The sequence below is a fragment of the Gemmatimonadaceae bacterium genome, from assembly GCA_036496605.1.
Taxonomy (GTDB): Bacteria; Gemmatimonadota; Gemmatimonadetes; order Gemmatimonadales; family Gemmatimonadaceae; genus AG2.
In genome coordinates this window covers 21,118-39,263 of sequence record DASXKV010000068.1, presented here as the reverse complement: position 1 = coordinate 39,263, position 18,146 = coordinate 21,118, and the positions used below count along the sequence as shown (strand labels likewise).

14 protein-coding genes are annotated in these 18,146 nt (G+C 61.9%); 7 read left to right on the top strand and 7 right to left on the bottom strand.

Going from position 1 to position 18,146, the window contains the following annotated elements:
- Positions 1-144: 144 nt before the first annotated feature.
- Genes VGH98_25625 through VGH98_25615 form a run of 3 tightly spaced genes read right to left on the bottom strand, consistent with a single transcriptional unit; the run spans position 145 to position 3,546 of the window.
- Positions 145-1,311 carry a glycosyltransferase gene (locus VGH98_25625; GenBank protein HEY2379387.1) on the bottom strand — a complete coding sequence of 389 codons (1,167 nt, stop codon included), beginning with the start codon at positions 1,309-1,311 and terminating at the stop codon, positions 145-147.
- Positions 1,308-2,483 (bottom strand): glycosyltransferase, encoded by a 1,176-nt coding sequence (locus VGH98_25620; GenBank protein ID HEY2379386.1) that lies wholly within the window; start codon positions 2,481-2,483, stop codon positions 1,308-1,310. The genes VGH98_25625 and VGH98_25620 overlap by 4 nt, the downstream gene beginning before the upstream one ends.
- A 34-nt stretch (positions 2,484-2,517) precedes the next feature.
- Positions 2,518-3,546 carry a FemAB family XrtA/PEP-CTERM system-associated protein gene (locus VGH98_25615; protein HEY2379385.1) on the bottom strand — a complete coding sequence of 343 codons (1,029 nt, stop codon included), beginning with the start codon at positions 3,544-3,546 and terminating at the stop codon, positions 2,518-2,520.
- Positions 3,547-3,960: 414 nt separating this feature from the next.
- Here VGH98_25615 and VGH98_25610 point away from each other — a divergent pair, with 414 nt between their 5' ends.
- Positions 3,961-5,493, top strand: coding sequence for a GMC family oxidoreductase (locus VGH98_25610; protein HEY2379384.1), 1,533 nt, complete (start codon positions 3,961-3,963; stop codon positions 5,491-5,493).
- 59 nt (positions 5,494-5,552) lie between these two features.
- On the opposite strand, the gene thrA is transcribed toward VGH98_25610, so the two are convergent.
- Both thrA and VGH98_25600 read right to left on the bottom strand, forming a co-directional pair.
- Positions 5,553-8,036, bottom strand: a complete 2,484-nt coding sequence (gene thrA, locus VGH98_25605) for a bifunctional aspartate kinase/homoserine dehydrogenase I (protein ID HEY2379383.1) — start codon at positions 8,034-8,036, stop codon at positions 5,553-5,555.
- A 50-nt stretch (positions 8,037-8,086) separates the two neighbouring features.
- Complete coding sequence (locus tag VGH98_25600) at positions 8,087-9,901, bottom strand: long-chain-acyl-CoA synthetase (GenBank protein ID HEY2379382.1); 1,815 nt, start codon at positions 9,899-9,901, stop codon at positions 8,087-8,089.
- A 137-nt stretch (positions 9,902-10,038) separates the two neighbouring features.
- On the opposite strand from VGH98_25600, the gene VGH98_25595 reads away from it, so the two are divergent.
- The gene (locus VGH98_25595; GenBank protein HEY2379381.1) at positions 10,039-10,449 is read left to right on the top strand and encodes a nuclear transport factor 2 family protein; all 411 of its coding nucleotides are present in this window, start codon (positions 10,039-10,041) and stop codon (positions 10,447-10,449) included.
- A gap of 16 nt (positions 10,450-10,465) precedes the next feature.
- On the opposite strand, the gene VGH98_25590 is transcribed toward VGH98_25595, so the two are convergent.
- Positions 10,466-11,308, bottom strand: a complete 843-nt coding sequence (locus VGH98_25590; protein HEY2379380.1) for an alpha/beta hydrolase — start codon at positions 11,306-11,308, stop codon at positions 10,466-10,468.
- Between the two features lie 153 nt (positions 11,309-11,461).
- Entirely contained in the window at positions 11,462-11,911 is a 450-nt protein-coding gene (locus tag VGH98_25585) for a phosphopantetheine-binding protein (protein HEY2379379.1), read from the bottom strand.
- 305 nt (positions 11,912-12,216) lie between these two features.
- On the opposite strand from VGH98_25585, the gene VGH98_25580 reads away from it, so the two are divergent.
- From VGH98_25580 to VGH98_25560, 5 genes are read left to right on the top strand one after another with little or no spacing between them, the layout of a single operon-like run.
- Complete coding sequence (locus VGH98_25580; protein ID HEY2379378.1) at positions 12,217-13,419, top strand: acyl-CoA dehydrogenase family protein; 1,203 nt, start codon at positions 12,217-12,219, stop codon at positions 13,417-13,419.
- Position 13,420: 1 nt separating this feature from the next.
- Positions 13,421-14,329, top strand: a complete 909-nt coding sequence (locus VGH98_25575; protein ID HEY2379377.1) for an amino acid--[acyl-carrier-protein] ligase — start codon at positions 13,421-13,423, stop codon at positions 14,327-14,329.
- On the top strand, positions 14,329-15,675 hold the full coding sequence (locus VGH98_25570; protein HEY2379376.1) for an O-acetylhomoserine aminocarboxypropyltransferase/cysteine synthase family protein: 1,347 nt from the start codon (positions 14,329-14,331) through the stop codon (positions 15,673-15,675). Before VGH98_25575 ends, VGH98_25570 begins: the two co-directional genes overlap by 1 nt.
- On the top strand, positions 15,672-16,670 hold the full coding sequence (locus VGH98_25565) for a homoserine O-succinyltransferase (protein HEY2379375.1): 999 nt from the start codon (positions 15,672-15,674) through the stop codon (positions 16,668-16,670). The genes VGH98_25570 and VGH98_25565 overlap by 4 nt, the downstream gene beginning before the upstream one ends.
- A 13-nt stretch (positions 16,671-16,683) precedes the next feature.
- Positions 16,684-18,132: a pyridoxal-dependent decarboxylase gene (locus VGH98_25560; GenBank protein HEY2379374.1), complete on the top strand. Its 1,449-nt coding sequence runs from the start codon at positions 16,684-16,686 to the stop codon at positions 18,130-18,132.
- Positions 18,133-18,146: the final 14 nt, after the last annotated feature.

Genomic DNA, 18,146 nt, shown 5'->3' with positions numbered 1-18,146 from the left:
TGGGAAAACCTTTGCAATCAGGCGGTTACGTCGCCCCGCCCCAGGGGGTGAGGCGAAATCCTACGTGCGGGGCTGCGTTTGTGGCGAGCGCGCGACAGTCAGACGCAACGACTCATCGTTAGGCGAGCGCTTGTGCAACTTAGTTCATGCTGGTCGCCGCGTCGGCTCCCAGATGGCGCTTTGCTGTCGCCGAAGCACCTTTACCCATGCAAGGAAGCCCGCGCACACGGAGGCAAGTGAAAAGGCGAAGAACGCCTCGACGCGATTCACTCGCACGGCTCGTTGGGCCCGACGCCAGACGATAGCTGCAATGACGACCCCGAGGATCGCGACACCCAAGAGAATTGCGCCGGGCGCGGAGCTCAGGGAAAGCATCGCAAGACCGATGAAGGCGAACGGCACGAGTAGATACGTGAGCCATCGGCATAGCTTGTGACTCAGTAGCATGAACGCGAACACGCCATGCTGGAACGGATTCAGCATACTTCGCCATTGCCAGAGCGTCTCTAACCCACGTGCCATCGTCCGCACCTTGCGACGGAATTCTGTGCCCAAGGCCGCAGCGCGAGGGACGTAACACACGGCATCGGCGACCGACACCGCGCGTAGACCGTGCGCGCGCGCCATCAGCGCCGAAGCGAAGTCTCTGCTCAGCTCCTCGGGAAAGCTCGAGTTGTAGATCGCGGAACGTATGCCATAAAAGCAGCCGCTAGCGCCGACAATGGAGCCCAGGCGTGTTTCGAGCGAACGCAACCACATCTCATATCCGACGTATTGCGATTCACCGCGATTCGACTCGCTCGTTCCGACGCCGACGCTAACGTCACGACCAGACGCCACTCCGATCGTCGGATCGACAAAGACCCTAACGAGTTCCTTGAGGGCGTGAGCCGGTATGCGAACGGTCGCGTCGTTGTTGACAATGATCGTTCCGCGAGCGGCTCGTCCCGCCGCATTCTCCGCCGCGGTCTTGCCACGACGGGTTGCAAGTCGCAGCAGCTCAACGTCGCGCGCCGCATATTCACCGACAATCCGGTCGGTGTCGTCGGTCGACGCGTCAGAGATGACCAGAATCTGGAGCCTCTCAGCTGGATAATCGAGTTGCAGCAACTCCTCGAGCTTGTTGCGAATGTTCCGTTCCTCGTTGTACACGGGGAGCGTGACGGTAACGGTCGGCCACTCCATCTCGGCAATCTCACGGTCGAGCCTAACGGTCAAACCCGCGAGCCACAGCAGCGCGGGATAGACCACATACGCGTAGAGGAAGAGAGCAGGTGCCGCGAGCACGAACGCCAGGGCGAGAATCGTCATGATAGCCGTTGCGCCGCGCGGGCGCGTGCATGTTGATAGATGTTTTCATATCGGTCGGCCCACACGTCTGCGCGATACTCCGCGTCCAGACGCCGCCGCGCTGCGCGAGCTCGACTCATCGCGGCACCGCGATCCGTGAGCACCGCGCGAATTGCCTTCCCGAGTTCCGATGGCGAGTCCGGTGATACCAGAAGCGCGGTACCGGCCGCGAGAACGTCCGGGACTCCACCGACGCGCGTGGCGATGATCGGGACTTCGGCAGCCATGGCCTCGAGAATAACCATCGGTGTCCCTTCCGTTCGACTGCTGAGCACGAAGACGTCAAACGCCGACAGCAGCCGGCCGGCATTCGGAACGCTGCCCGTCCACGAGATGCGTTGTCCGAGACCCAGGTGAGCTGCACGTTCGCGAAGCGTCGTCGAGAGGGGGCCGTCACCCAGGAATATCGCGCGCATTCCCGTGGGCATCTCGGCATGCGCGAGCGCATCGAGCAGCACGTCGGGCCCTTTCTCTCGTGACAGACGTCCGACCCATCCAACGAGGAAGTCATCGTTAGGTACGCCGAGCGCGGCACGCGCTGAAGCGCGCGATAGGATTGCCTCGTCGGGTGAGTAGGCGTTCGGTAGAAGATGCAGGTGGCTCGAACCGATTCGCCGAGCGAGCTGGCCGCGCAATGGTTCCGAAACCGCAACCACGGCATCGAATCGTCGATACGACAGACACTGGAGCCACTGGTAGAGACGATTCCGCTGGTCGCCGCCGGTGAAGCCATGAACCGTCGTCACGATCGGCACGTCACGGCGCACATGCATGCTGTCGACAACATCCGCGCGATAGCCGTGTGAGTGCACGATGTCGGGTGCAGTCTCGTTACACAGCGCCGCGATCGCCTTCCGTTCGCGCCGGTAATCCCGTCCCCCCACGCGTACTCGATGCGTTTCGACCCCGGCATCCTCCAACGCCTTGAGCAAATCCGCCGCTCCGCTCTCCGACTGTACGATCGCGGCAACGCCCACCCGGGCACCTAACGATCGTTGGCGGCTCGCCAGCAACCGCACGACGGATTCGGCTCCGCCGACTTCGCCGGGCGCAATGAGATGGAGAACATTGGCGCGGCTCGATACGCCGAACTGCTTCTCTGGCGTGGCCGAGGTCGCGAGCGGTGAGATCACCGGCTGGATCCTTCGCGTGGCTGCCAACGACGAATCACGGGATATACTGCACGATCGAAGGGCCGAGGCGATTGGTGATCGCCACCGGCAGCCGACGCCAGATTCGAGTCGCCAGCGCATAACGACTCTGATCTGGCGAGGGCGTACTCAGGTCGCGCGTGTCCGATCGCTGATACCACCAGAGCGTTTCATCCCGCGCCGCTCCCCACTGCAGTTTGAAACGATGCTGGCCGCTCCCTGGGGTGGACCGACCAAAGTTGAAGGTGCGGGCATTCTCCGAGATCGCTTGCTGCATGAGGGACCAGTACACCAGCATGTTCGCCGCGAGATGCTTGTGCGATCGAAGCGCGGATGCCCAGGTGACTTCGAACTCGGTTCCCCAGCGGAAGCCGCATATGCAAGCAATTGGTAGGTCACCGAGATACGCACAGGCGAAGCGCACGTCGTTCGGAAACTGCTCCGCGATGGCTCGAAAGAACTCAAGCGATTGGGTGGGCGTGCCGAGATCTCTCATGTGCACCGCGAACACCTTGTAGAAAGCTTCGAGCTGGTCGAGTCCAACACGCACCTCGATGCCCTCCTTCTGCGCCCGGCGGACCCGTCTTCGGACGTTCGCGTCGAAGCTGCTCCAGAGAGCTTCCTCCGACGACGGCAGATCGAGAAGCACCGTGATTTTGCGATGCGATGCTGCGAGATCCGTCGAGAGCGGAACTCGGCTCCGAAGCTCGAGGAGCCGTACGCCGTCTCGCTCGGCAAGCTGTGCGCTCTCATCGCAGAGCGCGCGAACCGCCGCTTCGCTCCCGAGAGGGCCACCATAGTTCACGAAGGGCATTGAGACCAAGTAATGCCCGAACACGACGCTCCGCACCCGAACGAGTGGCAGCACGCCCACCAGCGCCTCGGTCGAGTCACGGGCTTCGAGATAGATGCACTCGTGATCGAAGACGCGCTCGAGCACAGAGCGCCAGCCGTACAAGTGAAACTGCGTCCAGTGCGGCTGACTTCGAACGAAGCGATCCCAATCGGCACCGTTACCGGTAAAACGACTAACCCGGATGGTCATCGCGCGGCACTCCGGGTGATGATCATTTGAGCATTGATGGAAGAGTTTGTAGAGGGGCTGCGATGCCAAAGTTCGCTGCGCCTGAATGCAGGTCGGCGGCCAACGCCTTCACTCTTCGAAGCGGGGCTGCTCGGACCTGCTTATTCGATGTGGCGGTGCGGGTTAGCGCACGCAGGGCCCGTTTGGAGCATACCGACTTGCCGCAGACTGTGGCGTCCACGCCACGAATCGGAGTGACGGCAAGACATAATCGCTGCGGGCAGCGCGACCAGAATCGGTGCTATCCGAGTGCGGCGCCACGAGACACGATGGTAATTCGGCACGGCAAGAAACTTGTTATGCCGGAGTTGCCTCCGCGAAAAGATCACGGTGGCGGATGACAGGCGTGCCCGCTGAATCGATTTCTTTGAATCTGTGTCCACTAATAAAGATCTGAGCTGCGATGCCGTCGTTGTTGGTACAGGTCTCGGCGGAAGTTCATTCGCGTACGAGCTCTCCCGACATGACTTCACCGTTGTAGTGGTCGATGAAGGTGAGCCGATTCGGCACACGGCGAAGGACCTCTCACCGGTCCATGTCTACAAGTTCGGCGATAAACCCTATATCGGTGGTTTGACCAAGTTCTACGGCGCATCCATGTATCGGCTGCGAGAGATCGACTTCCGGCCGACGGTGATGGAGGCTGGGATTTCGCCCGGTTGGCCAATAAGCTATGGCGATCTCGAGCCGTACTACGCCACTGCCGAGCGTCTCTACAAAGTGCACGGTTCGAGTGAGAATGACCCAACCGAACCTCCGCGATCAACGCCGTGGCCACACGACCCAATTCCTCACCAGGGTTCTGTGTGCGAGCTGGTCGAGCGTCTGAGATCGCGAGCCGGTGTGCAGGTCTCTCACATACCGCGAGCGCTCGACTACGATCCAGTACGAGGCGGAGCGTGCGTTCTCTGCCAGCACTGCGATGCATACTTCTGCCCGCGCGACGCGAAGGTAGACGCCGAGATTGGCGCGCTGCGGCCCGCGATCGGCACAGGGCTGGTGAATGTCCTACACGCCACGAGCTGTCAGCGGATTCTGACGTCGCGCAACGGCACGCGCGCAGTCGGAGTTCGCGTGAAGCGCGGCGGTGAGGAGTTCACGATTCATGCGCCAATCGTCGCGATCGCGTGCGGCGTGATGGGGACACCGGTCCTGCTCTGGCGATCTCGCGATGACCATCATCCGAACGGATTAGCAAACGGGTCCGGCACCCTCGGGCGCAACTTTACCGCTCACACGCAAGGGTGGATCTTTGCTCTGCAGCGAGGCGTGCAACGACGTCCCTTTCATCAGAAGACGTTTGCAATTCACTCATTCTATGAGTCGGCACCGGATTGGCCGTATCCGACCGGCGTCATACAGGCGGCTGGCTACATCGAGCCGTTAGGCATGTCGCGCCGCTATCGCCCATTCGCAGCGGCGTTGCTGCGCAATAGCCTTCAGATGTTTATCATGACAGAGGGAGTCCCCGCTCCGGACACCGGTTTTCATCTGTCCGACAGTGGCGCGACGCTAATGAACCCTCCGAAGCAGAACGTCAAGACCTTCGCGCACATTCGGCGCCATGCGAAGCGCCTCCTTCGCGCCGCGGGCTACCCGGTGTTCGCGCCCGGAGCGTACGATACACGCTGGCACGGTGTCGGCACAGCGAGAATGGGAATCGATCCTGCGACTTCTGTTGTTGATCCAACGTGCCAGGCTCACGACGTGGACGGCCTCTACATCGTGGACGCGAGCGCCCTAACGACCCCCGGCGCCGTCAACACTGGATTGACAATCGCGGCCAATGCCTTGCGCGTCGCGACGCATGTCGCCGGCCGAACGCGGTCATCGGCGAGGGCAGCGTCTTCGAATTCCCCACGGCTGCAGTCCCGCTCAATCCCGTTGCCGATCGCTCCGGGGCGTTGAACGGACGGCACACTACGTGACACGCTGTCGACTGGCCGCGCGCAGGCAATCACGTCCGATCAGAGCGACGCGCCGAGATAGGACGCGAGACGAAGAAGATCCGAGAACACTCCTGCTGCAGTGACCTCAGGCCCAGCTCCCGGCCCTTGCACGACGAGCGGGTTTTCGTTGTAACGACTCGTTCGGAAGAGAACGATGTTGTCGGTGAGTTGAATTCGGCCAAAAGGATGCGTGGCGGCGTAGGTCGCGAGAGCGACGCTTGCCTTCCCGTCTCGCCCGACGCGGCCGACGTAGCGTAACACTTCACCCTTGGCCTCCGCTTCGCGCCGAAGTTGTTCCATGTGCTCGTCATATTTCGGCAGTGCCGACAAGAATTCCGAGACGGGACCCTGCGTGAGCTCCTCGGGGACGAGGCCCTTCAAATCAACGTCTGCAAGTTCGACTGTCATTCCGATTTCGCGGGCAAGAATGATGATCTTTCGCGCGACGTCAGCGCCGGAGAGATCGTCGCGGGGATCTGGCTCGGTATAGCCAAGCTCGCGCGCCGCCTTGACCAAAGACGAGAACGAGCGCTTGCCGTCGAAGCTGTTGAATAAGTACGAGAGGGTCCCGGAGAGAATGCCCTCGATCTCGACGATTTCGTCGCCAGTCTGAACGAGGTCGCGCAGTGTTTGGATGATTGGCAGTGCCGCGCCGACCGTCGTCTCATAGAGATAGTGGGCGCCAACGGTCCGATTTGCCTCACGCAACCGGCGATAGTAGCTCAACGCGCTGGTATTGGCGCGCTTGTTAGGCGTGATGACGTGAATGCCGCGCTCGAGCCAGGTGCCGTAGAGCTCCGCCACGGACTGGCTTGCGGTGCAGTCGATAATCGCAGCGTGCGGCAGTTGGTCGTCATACACGTGCGCGGCCAAACGCGTCAGATCGGTTTTCTCACCCCGCGCGCTCAACTCAGCGCGCCACTGGTCGAGGTCAATGGCCTGGTCCGACAGCAGCATCTTCTCCGAGCTTGCGATCGCGCGGACACGCAAGTCGATGTCGAAATCCTGCTTGAGGCCACGCAGCCGCTGTGACAGTTGGCGGAGCAACGTGCTGCCGATGTTACCAGCCCCGACCAGACCAATCGAGATGGTCTGTTTAGAGAGGTAAAAACCAGCGTGCGCTGCCCTCAAGGCGCGTTGTGTGTCGGCGGCGGCGACAGCGACGGAGATGTTCCGCTCGGAGGAGCCCTGCGCGATGGCGCGCAGACTGATTCCCGCCTTCCCGAGCGCGCTGAAAAACTTCGCCGCGACGCCAGGCTTGCCGGCCATTCCCTCCCCCACGACGGCGAGCACGCTACAGCCCGTCGTGACGTCGATGCGGCGAATCTGCCCGTGCATTCGCTCCGCGAAAAATGCACGCTCGACGACGTTCCGCGCCTGTTCCGCTTGCGCATCAGTGACGCCAAAGCAGATCGAATTACCAGAACTTCCCTGCGAGATCATGAGAATGGAAACATTCTCATCGCGGAGCGCGCCGAAGAGTCGTTGCGCGATGCCGCGCACTCCGATCATACCGATGCCTTCGACGTTGACGAGCGCGACGGACTCGATGGTCGCGAGTCCCTTCACTTGATGCGTGGACCCGGAGGACGCCTGAATGCGCGTCCCCGGATGCTGCGGATTGAAGGTGTTCCGAATGAAGATCGGAAGATTCCGCTCAACTGCCGTAGCAATCGTGCTCGGGTGAATCACCTTTGCTCCGAAGTAGGCGAGCTCGATGGCCTCCTCGTAGGTCAGCGTGTCAAGCGTCACCGCCTCCGCGACGAGGCGTGGATTGGCGCTCATCACGCCATCGACGTCAGTCCAGATGTGAATTTCCTGTGCGTCGAAGAGCGTGCCGAAGATCGAAGCGCTGAAGTCGCTCCCATTGCGACCGAGTGTCGCCGCCAGCCCTTCCTCCGTCGAGGCGACAAATCCCGTAATGACGAGTGTTTTCGGAAGACTGCCACGCGTCGCGACCCACGCGTCGGTCCGCGCGCGCGACTCGGGCCACATGACGTCCGCGCCGCTATCGGTGCGACTCACCGTGAGGACATCTCTCGCATCCAACCAATCGACGTCACTGTGCTCCTGCCGAAGCAGCGCCGCGAGAATCTGCGCGGACCAGACTTCGCCATACCCCGACACGAGCTCGAGGCCGTTGCGCGAATAGCCGTGCAGGACGGTTGTCACGTGAAGCACTTCTTCGATAATTGCCAGGTCGCGCGTGAGCGTCTCGCAGAGTTCGCCCGCAACGTCGGCTGCCAACAGCTCGGCGATTATTTTCCGATGGCGCGCCCCCACCGCGGCCATGATCTCTCGGTATCCCAGATCCCGCTTTCCCGCGACATGAACGGCACGAACCAGCTGATCCGTTATCCCCGCCATCGCGGAAACAACGATCAGCCGTCGGTGCTCCGGTCGTTGCTCGACGATTCTCGCGACCTGTCGGAAGCAATGCGCGTCGGCCACACTGGTGCCGCCGAATTTGTGAACAATGCAGGTTGGCTGGTCGGTCGTCATCGATCGGTTCTCTGAAATTGAAACGCTAGGCGCGCGCTCGAACGGGCGGCTCACAAGCGGAACTGGCCAGTCCGAATTCGCTCGAACACCGCGCCGTCGAGTCGAATGAACTTGTTGCTTTCGCGGTCGTTCACGAACAATGGATCCGCCGTCATACTCGGATCGAAGCCGACCCGCGCGAGGTCCAGTTTTCTTGGTTTGAACGTGCCGGTCGTCTCGATCTCGCGGAGGATGCGGACGAACACGGGACGTGCGTATTCGGCCAAGCGAGCCGTTAGGTGTGCACGAAAACCGCTGACATCGAGGTCGGCATCGACGACGAGCGCGACCATGCCGGCCCGACCATCATAACCTGGCACCGCGACGCCGAAGACCACCGCTTCCTTGACTTCAGGCCACGCGCCGATGGCGTCCGCGATCTCACCAGTCGAAACGTTCTCGCCTTTCCACCGAAACGTCTCTCCGACACGGTCGACAAAGTGATAGAATCCTGCTGCATCGCGTCGCATCAGATCGCCGCTTCTGAACCACGCATCCCCTGGGACGAGGACGTTACGCAGGATCTTGCGTTCGGAGGCCGTCGGATCTGTATAGCCATGGAACTGCGCCTCCGGCGAAGATCCGTCGCTTGCGATCTTGCCTAGCGCTTCGCCGACTTCGTCAACGCGGCAGGCGCGGCAGCGCCCATGCTCGTCGCGCAGCGGTTCACCGGTCTCGAAGTCGAACGCAACCAGCGCGATTGGGAAGCGGTGCGCCAGAAAGGGCGGAATTCTGCCAATGGCTCCCGGCCGTCCTTCGCAATTGTATAACGAGAAGTTCGCCTCGGTGGCCGCGTAGAACTCCAGGATTCTGGGAATGTCGAATCGCGATTGAAACGACGCCCAGATGTCCCCTCGCAACCCGTTGCCGCAGGCAATCCGTATCCGGTGCGCGCGTTCGCGCGGGTGCGGCGGCGAATTGAGCAGGAATCGGCAGAGCTCACCGATGTATTGAAACAGCGTGCACTCGGTGCCCACGATGTCGTCCCAGAAGGCTCGCGCCGAGAACCTTCGTCGAAGCACGACCGAGCCACCGCTCACCAAGGTCGAGCCAAGAGCCACGACGCCTCCGACGCTGTGATACATCGGGAGGCAGTTGTACATCCTGTCATGCTCCCTCGTGTCGAGCAGACCGGCAAACCAGTAGCTCCACTGCAGTACGCGGTGATGACTGACTACGGCCGCTTTTGGTAGTCCTGTTGTCCCGGACGTGTAGATGTACAGCGCTCGATCACGCGTCGACGGAAGCGCACATTCGCCAGCAGTGACCGCCGCGGCCGTGTGTCGCCGTAGCGACTCGTCGATGTTCACCATGCCATCCATCGAGCCGCCCTGAACCCAGCAGGGTAACGAAGCATCTATCGAGCTTCGAATCGCCGCGACCAGCGGCGCGAGCTCCGCGCTCACGACAATGCCCTTCGAGGACGCCACGCGAATCGCGTGCGCCAGCGATTCGCCGACGAGATTCGTGTTGATGAGGGCCGCGATCGCACCGGTGCGAGTGATACCAAGCCACGCCGCGAGATACTCAGGACAATTGTGCATAACGAGGCAGACGACGTCGCCCCGCGAAATGCGGTGCTCCAGAGCCCAGCGTGTATACCGATTCGAGCGCTCGGCAAGCCCGCGATAGCTCAGCGTCTCGTCCTCGCCGATGAGCGCCACCCTCTCGCCCCACGTTTCCGCCATCTCACTGACGCGAATCGGCAGGGTTGTCGTTGGGTTCTGCGCAATAGGTGCGGTGAGGGCAAGCGCTCGCGCCCACGCTTTGTTCGGCGTGTCGCCGCCCGGCATCTGCGTACCCGAGTTCGCATCTTCCAAGCGCATCAACACGACCCCCGCCCGTCCGCGTGCGACGAACGAACGGGCTCTTTGTCCGCTCGAAGCGCGTGGCATTGCCGAATCGCAGAAATCATACGATGCTTCGCTTGGTTGGTCGGTACCGGAGTCGCTGAGTGGAAATCATGGATGCATGGCTGGGAGATCACGCGATGATTGATCGCCAGGAGACCGAACGCTTGCTACGCGACCTCTACGCCGCGCGAGTCAGCGGCGACGTAGCCGCTGTCTACGATAAGTTCTCCCGAGACGCGCGCTTTCAGATCGCGGGCGCAAGTCATTCGACTCCCGTCGCCGTTACAGCCGTCGGAGCCGACGAATATCGGCCGCTGCTCGCTATCATGATCAGAACCTTCAAGCTCAGTGATGAGCAAATACTGTCCTTAGTGATAGATGGTGCAAAAGCCGCCGTGCACTGGCGAGCAAAGATCTTTTCGCGTCTCACCGGGACGACCGTGCTGACCGAGCTGGTCGACATGATCGAGATCCGCGATGGCCGCATCGGTTCATATATCGAGTTCTTCGCCCCGCACTAACCCCGATCGGCGCGGTTCAAACGACAGTGAGGGCCTCGCGCATCGCGGCGCCGACTGAGGTCAACACAGCGCGGCCATACGGAATTGCGCCCGCCATACAATAGAAGTGATGAATCAGCCCTGTATGGCACGTGTAGCGCACGGGCACTCCGGCCGCGGCCAACGCTCTCGCATACGCTTCGCCCTCGTCGCGCATCGGATCGAATTCCGCGGTGTGCACGTGCGCGGGCGGCAATCCCACGAGCGATTTCGCTCGGAGCGGCGAAATGCGGGGATCCCTGAGGTCTGCCCCAGCACAATACATCGACTTCGCCCATTCGAGCGTTGAGCGCTCGATGAAGAACCCTTCGGAAAACAGGTGACGCGATTCTGACTCCTCCGCAAGATCGGTGACCGGACAAAGCAGCGCCTGCAGCGCAATGCGAGGTCCACCCTCGTGCGCGGCGAGTTGACAGACGACCGCCGCGATCGTTCCGCCGGCTGAATCGCCCGCCACCGCGAGGCGTGTGGGATCCAACTCGAGATCCGCAGCCTGCTTGGCAACCCAGCGCGTGACACATGCTCCGTCTTCGATTGCAGCCGGAAAGGGATGCTCGGGAGCGAGGCGATACTCCGTCGATATGACCTTACATCCGCTGGAGCTCGCGAGCAGCCGGCACAGCCCATCGTGTGTCTCGATCCCGCAAAAGACCCCCGTGCCGCCATGGAAGTAGACGATACACGGAAGCCGATCTGTACCCGCCTCGCAGGGTGTGTAGATCCGGATCGGAATCGGACCACCGGGACTCATCACCTCGCGATCTTCCACACGCCCCACCGGAACGTGATGGACATCTACGGCCTCTGCCAGTCGCGTCATCGATCGTCGGATCGAGTCGGGAGTGAGTTCGCTAATAACACCTCCCTTCCCGGCAGCGATCATTTCCAACAGGCGCTTCGCGTGACGATCAAGTGGCATTAGTGCGGTCGAGTCCCGAGCGAGGACTGCGTTAGGCAGCGAGAACGGAAAGCATCAGCGAGGCTTCCTCAGCGATTCGACGAGCCGGCCAATCGCCGCGATCGACCGGAAATTGGAAGGCATGATGCTGACCTCGGGGACCATGAGGTCGAACTCTTCCTCGATGGAGAGTACCAGGCTCACCATGTCGAGCGAGCTCAATCCGGCCTGCCGCAAGTCCTCGTCAGGGCCAATTGCCCTGTCGACAGAGTGCTCGGCCAGCAAGCGCCGAACAACGCCGGCGATTCTGTCGTCGACGGGCTGCGCGTTCACGTCAGACATTTGGATGCATTGGTGGAACGCGCCAACCGGCATCGCGGTTGGTGCACGGCGTTCAGACCGAAGGATGGTTGCGGTCAAAATAGAGGGCAGCGACACGTTATCAATGGCGAATCTGACGACGCTCGCCTCGTGCATTGAGCGCGCCACCGTGCCTTCCTTGGTATTCCCGGACAAGGACTCCATGAACTGTTGACCGGACGCCACAAGTCGCTGTTGCACTGGCGGGGCGCCTGAGCCTGCTCGCGAGGCCTCTCACCGAGCTTCACGCATGACGCAACGCCATCATTTCATTGAAGATCGTTGGATTGAGAATAGTGAGATCGCGGTAACCGCTCGCTAGCCGGGAGCGAGCCATATGTCGGTCTGCGTCGTGCATTAGCCGCGTCTCGGATCATCCACACGATCCACGTTTGTGCAACAGGTCCGCGTGACACTCCGTAACATGGCCCACAACTCGCCGTATAACCCTTGAACACAAGGCGTTGCGCATGAAGACCATGGATGCACCCGATACCGTGACGCATACGCCCGCTGCTCACCCGTCCGCGCGCGCACGATTCGTAGCAGCGGCAGCCGCGGAGCACGCAGCTGACGTAGACCGCGACTCCCGGTTCCCGCACGAGACCTTCGCGGCGGCCCGGCAACATCGGCTCTTGAGCATGTTGGTACCCGTAGAATTGGGTGGCGACGGCGCGTCGGTCTCAGATGTGGTGGATATCTGCTACATGCTTGGTGCGGCATGCGGCTCGTCGGCGATGATCTTCGCGATGCATCAGATCCAGGTTGTCATCCTTCTGCGCCACGCGCGCAGCAGTCCGTGGCACCAGCAGTTGCTTCGGCGACTCTGTGATGAGCAGCTGCTATTTGCGTCGTCCACCACAGAGAACCAGATGGGTGGCGCGGTACGCGCCAGCGCGTGCGCCGTGGAGCGTGATGGCTCCCGCATGTCGCTGGTCAAGAATGGCACCGTGATGTCGTACGGTGCCGAAGCGGATGGTATCCTCCTCACCGCGCGGCGCGCGGCCGATGCCACGCCCTCGGATCAAGTGCTCGTGGCGTTCGTTAAGGGCGACTACGATCTCGAGAAGATCAAGGAGTGGGACACGATGGGCATGCGCGGCACCTGCAGCACGGGCTTTACGCTGCGTGGTAGCGCTGGCGCCGAGCAGGTCATCCCAGAATCGTATGAACGCATTCATCCGCAGAGCATGGTGCCGATCGCGCACCTAACGTGGAGTGGTGTCTGGTGTGGGATTGCCGCCGGCGCCGTCGCACATGCGCGCCGCTTCGTGCGCAAGGGCGCGGCTCAGGGAAGTAACGGCCAGGCCGCTCCCGGCGCGTCGCATTTCACGCGCGCGATGATGTCACTTCGCGCGCTGCGCGGCACGATCGCGTCCGCGGTGGCGAGCTACGAGCAGGCAGCGAAGGATGGCGAGCGCCTCGAGGCAATCGACTTCCAAGCGGGGATGAACCTATTGAAGGTGAACTCGTCGGAGATGGCGATTCAGATCGTACTGAGCGCGCTTCAAGCGTGCGGACTTTCGGGGTATCGCAACGACGGTGAATTCAGCGTCGCTCGGAATCTGCGCGACGTGTTGTCTTCGGCGATCATGATCAACAACGAACGCATCCTCGCCAGTACGGCAAGCTCGCTGTTGCTGTTCGAGGTGCCTGCTCGCGTGAGAGACTGAGATGTCGACTCAAGTATCTACTGAACGCCTCGAGGCTATCACCTCCTCCATCCTGCAGCCGACAGCGGCGAACGGTGTGCAGGGCAGGACGGGTGTTTTCGAAGACGTGATCGCCGGCCTAACGGCGCTCATCACGCGGAATCGGCCGGAGGGCACGGAAGTGCTGCGCTTCCCGCCAGTAATGAGTCGTGCACTGCTCGAGAAATCGGGTTACCTCAAGAGCTTTCCGCATCTGCTTGGCTGCGTGAGCACGATGACAGGTACGGAGGCGAAGATCCGAGCACTCGTTGAAGGGAAAGCGATCGGCCAGGAATGGGTAGACGCTCTCGTGGCGACGGATCTCGTGCTGACGCCAGCCGCCTGTTACCAGGTGTACCCGATCATCGCCGCGCGCGGCGACGTGGCGAGCACCGGTGTGATCGTCGACGTCGAGTCCTACTGCTTCCGTCGCGAAACATCGTCGGAGCTCGGTCGCATGCAGGCATTCCGTATGCGCGAGTACGTCTGCATTGGCGCACCCGAGACGGCGTTCGCGTTTCGCGAAAGCTGGAAGGCCAAGGCAGAGCAGATGGCGAATCAGCTGGGCCTGCCCTTCACGCTCGCTCCCGCGAGCGATCCGTTCTTCGGACGCGCCGGCAAGCTGATGGCCGTCAACCAGGTTGAGCAAGCGCTCAAGTTCGAGCTCCTCGTGCCGGTGAATTCGGAGGAAGCGCCGACGGCGTGCATGAGCTTCAATTATCACCAAGATCACTTCGGTACCACGTGGGGACTCGGCACCGACGACGGCGCCGTCGCTCACACCGCGTGCGCGGCGTTCGGCCTCGATCGCCTGACGATCGCGCTATTCGCCACGCACGGCCTCGATCTCGAAGCGTGGCCATCCGAAGTGCGAGACACGCTCTCCCTCTGATGCGTCCGGAGACGATCGCGCTTCACTACGGGTACACGGCCGACGGTCGTGCACCGACGACGGCGGTGCCGATCTATCAGTCGGCAGCGTACGAGTTCGAGAGCGCCGAGCATGCTGCCGCCCTCTTCAATCTCGAAGTCGACGGCTACCGCTACTCGCGCATTAGCAACCCGACGAGCGACGTGCTCGAGCGGCGCGTCGCCGCGATGGAAGGGGGGCTAGGCGCGTTGAGCGTCAGCTCCGGCCAGGCCGCGTTGCACTTTGCGACGCTCAACGTGACCGCACCTGGAACGAACATTGTCTCCGTACCGCAGTTGTACGGGACAACGTATACGCTTTTCGCGCACCTGCTGCCGAAAATGGGCGTCATCGTCCGCTTCGCGGTGGACGACAGCCCCGAGGCAATCGACGCACTCATCGACGAGAATACTCGCGCCGTCTACTGCGAAAGTGTCGGCAATCCGGCTGGCAACGTGTGCGATATCGAAGCCCTCTCGACCGTCGCGCACACGCATGGCGTTCCGCTGATCGTCGACAACACGGTCCCGACTCCAGTCTTGCTGCGCCCGATCCAGTTCGGCGCCGATGTCGTCCTCCATTCGCTCACGAAATTCATGGGCGGTCACGGCACGACCATGGGCGGTATCATCGTCGATGCGGGCAAGTTCGAGTGGTCCAAGTACGGCTCGCGATTCTCGATGTTCACGGAGCCCGACTCGTCGTATCACGACCTCGTTTACACCGAGCATTTTGGCGACGCCGCATACATAGGAAGGTGTCGCAGCGTTTATCAGCGCACGCTCGGCTCCGTGCTCTCCCCACTCAGCGCGTTTCTTCTGCTACAGGGAATCGAATCGGTGGCGGTGCGCATGGATCGTCACGTGGAGAATGCACAGCGAGTCGCCGAGTTCCTCCGCGACGACTCGCGTGTGGAGTGGGTCAACTACGCCGGGTTTCCGGAAAGTCCGTACTACCAGCTGACTCAGAAATATCTCGCTGGGCGCGCGTGCTCGATCATGACGTTCGGACTCCGTGGCGGCCTAACGGCGGGAACGACATTTTACAACGCGTTATCGCTCATCAAGCGCGTCGTGAACCTGGGCGATTCGAAGTCACTCGCCTGTCACCCGGCATCGACAACGCATCGGCAGATGACGACCGCCGAGCAATTGAAGGCGGGGGTAAAGCCTGAGATGATCCGGGTCAGCATCGGCATCGAGCACATCGATGATATTCTCGCCGATCTCGATCAGGCGCTTGACGTCGCCGTGCCGCCACGGGTGAGCGCACTGCCGGGAGTGGCGAGGGTAACACGATCGCCAGTCGCTCGGGTGGCCGGGCAATGAACTCGTCACGTCGTCCGACGAACGGCGCTAGGACCGCGCACGATCAAGAGCGGCATGAGCCGCTCGTGATCGCGCTGTTGAACAATATGCCCGACGCCGCTCTCGAAACGACCGAACAGCAGTTCAGCGACCTGCTCGCCGCGGCGAGTGCCCGGTACGATGTTCGACTCCGGCTCTTCTCTTTCCCTGAGCTGATCCGTGGAGAGGGCGCCCGCCGCTATGTCGCCGAGCATTACGAGCCGATCGAGTCGCTGTGGAGTGGCGGGTTCGATGGTCTCATTGTCACCGGTGCCGAGCCGCGCACGCTCACGCTTCCCGAGGAAGTGTATTGGCCATCGCTCACCCGGCTCGTCGAATGGGCAAGTGAATCGGGCACGCCGACGGTCTGGTCCTGCCTTGCGGCGCACGCCGCGGTGCTTCACTTGCACGGTATCCAGCGACAAAGACTCGGCGCGAAGATCTCGGGTGTGTTCCGGTGCGCGAAGGCATGTGAGAGTTCGCTGCTCGCCGGATTGCCCATCTCATGGCGTATGCCACATTCACGTCTCAACACGCTCGATCCAGATCAGCTCCTTGCCGCAGGCTACGAAATCCTCTCGTTCTCCGAGCACGCCGGGGCCGATGCATTCGTGCTGAGGCGCGGCACGCCCTTCCTGTTCTACCAGGGACACCCTGAGTACGACGCGGGTGCTTTGTTCCGCGAATACAGGCGCGACGTTGGTCGCTTTCTCGCTGGTACGATGGATCGCTATCCGGAGCTACCGCGCGGCTACTTCGACGAGGACACGACACACGAGTTGAATGCATTTCGAGAGCGCGCTGAGCGACAACGCATCCGTGAGCTGCTCGACGAGTTTCCAGGTCGCGACGCGTTGCCCGCGCATGTCTGGCATGACGTGGCTGTGCGACTTTACTCGAACTGGCTGGAGCATACTGTCGCGCAACGCGAGCCGGAGGTGCTGTCGTTAGGCGGCGCCGCTGTGCCGACGGTATGAGGCCATAGACCAGATGCGCACCTCCGACCCGATGCCGCCCGTTCCAGCACTCTTTCCGTCGCACGAAGAGCGCGTGCATTGGGACGATTATCTGACTCGCGAGTTGTTGTGCGCCAACGACCGTATTGCATCCGGACCGGTCGTGCCCACGCTGGAAATGACGCGCCTGCGATCGGAGCTCGCGGACTTCGACTTCAGTGCTCCGCGGACTCTCGACACGGTCCTCGCGTGGACGATTGACCAGATCGAGCATGGCGTCGTTCACATGACAAATCCGCGGTACTTCGGGCTCTTCAATCCTGCCCCGACATTCCCGGCGCTGTGTGGAGACCGCATAACGGGAGCCCTCAACCCTCAACTCGCGACCGCGACGACATCGCCCGCCGCAGTCGAGATCGAGTCGCACGTGATTCGTGCGATCGCGCGACGCGCGGGATTGCCGCCGGAGACCACGGGACACTTCACCTCCGGTGGATCGGAAGCGAACTACACTGCAGTGCTCTGCGCGCTCACCCATGCGAACGATCGATTCGCCACCGAGGGCGCGCGCTCGTTCAGCGGACCACCTGTGTTCTACATCTCACGTGAGAGCCACCTCGCGTGGGTGAAAATCGGGCACCAAGCAGGTATCGGTCGGTCAGCGGTTCGGCAAGTGCCGACGGACGGCACGGGCCGTATGAGTGTCGATGCGCTCACCACAATGCTCGATGAAGATGTGGCACGCGGTTGCGTTCCGTTCTTGATCGTCGCGACCGCAGGGACGACCAACGCCGGCATGATCGATCCAATCGAGCGGTGCGCCGAGCTCGCGCGCGATCGCGGTCTGTGGCTGCACGCCGACGCGGCATGGGGTGGCGCGGTGGTCGCGTCAGAGCGGCTGCGAGGCACACTGGCCGGCATCGAGCACGCAAACTCCGTCACCATCGATGCACACAAGTGGTTCGCGACGACGATGGGCTGCGGAATGTTCATCACCCGCGATCCACTCATCTTGTCGAAAACATTCCAGGTGTCCACTGGATTCATGCCGTCGAACACAGTCACTATTGATCCGTACGTGACCACCGCCCAGTGGTCGCGGCGCTTCCTCGGCGTGCGCCTGTTCCTGTCGCTCGCTGCGGCTGGTTGGGACGGATACGCGCAACATGTCGAGCGCTCCGTCGATCTCATTGCTGGCTTACGCGACATGCTCATCGAGCGAGAGTGGCGCATCGCGAATGACTCGACCCTGGCTGTCCTTTGTGTCGAGCCGCCCCCAAGTGCCGCCGATGTACATACCACGGCCGCACGAGTGCTCGCATCCGGGCGCGCATGGGTAGCTGTGGCGAAGTACGAAGGGCGCGACGTGATCAGAATCTGCCTAACGCATGGTGAAGCAACCATGGACGACATTCGGGAGCTCGTGGACGCTTTGATGAACGCGTGCCGACCGGAACCGAGCCTAGCGACTGCGTCCGCTTGACAGTATCAGCTCTT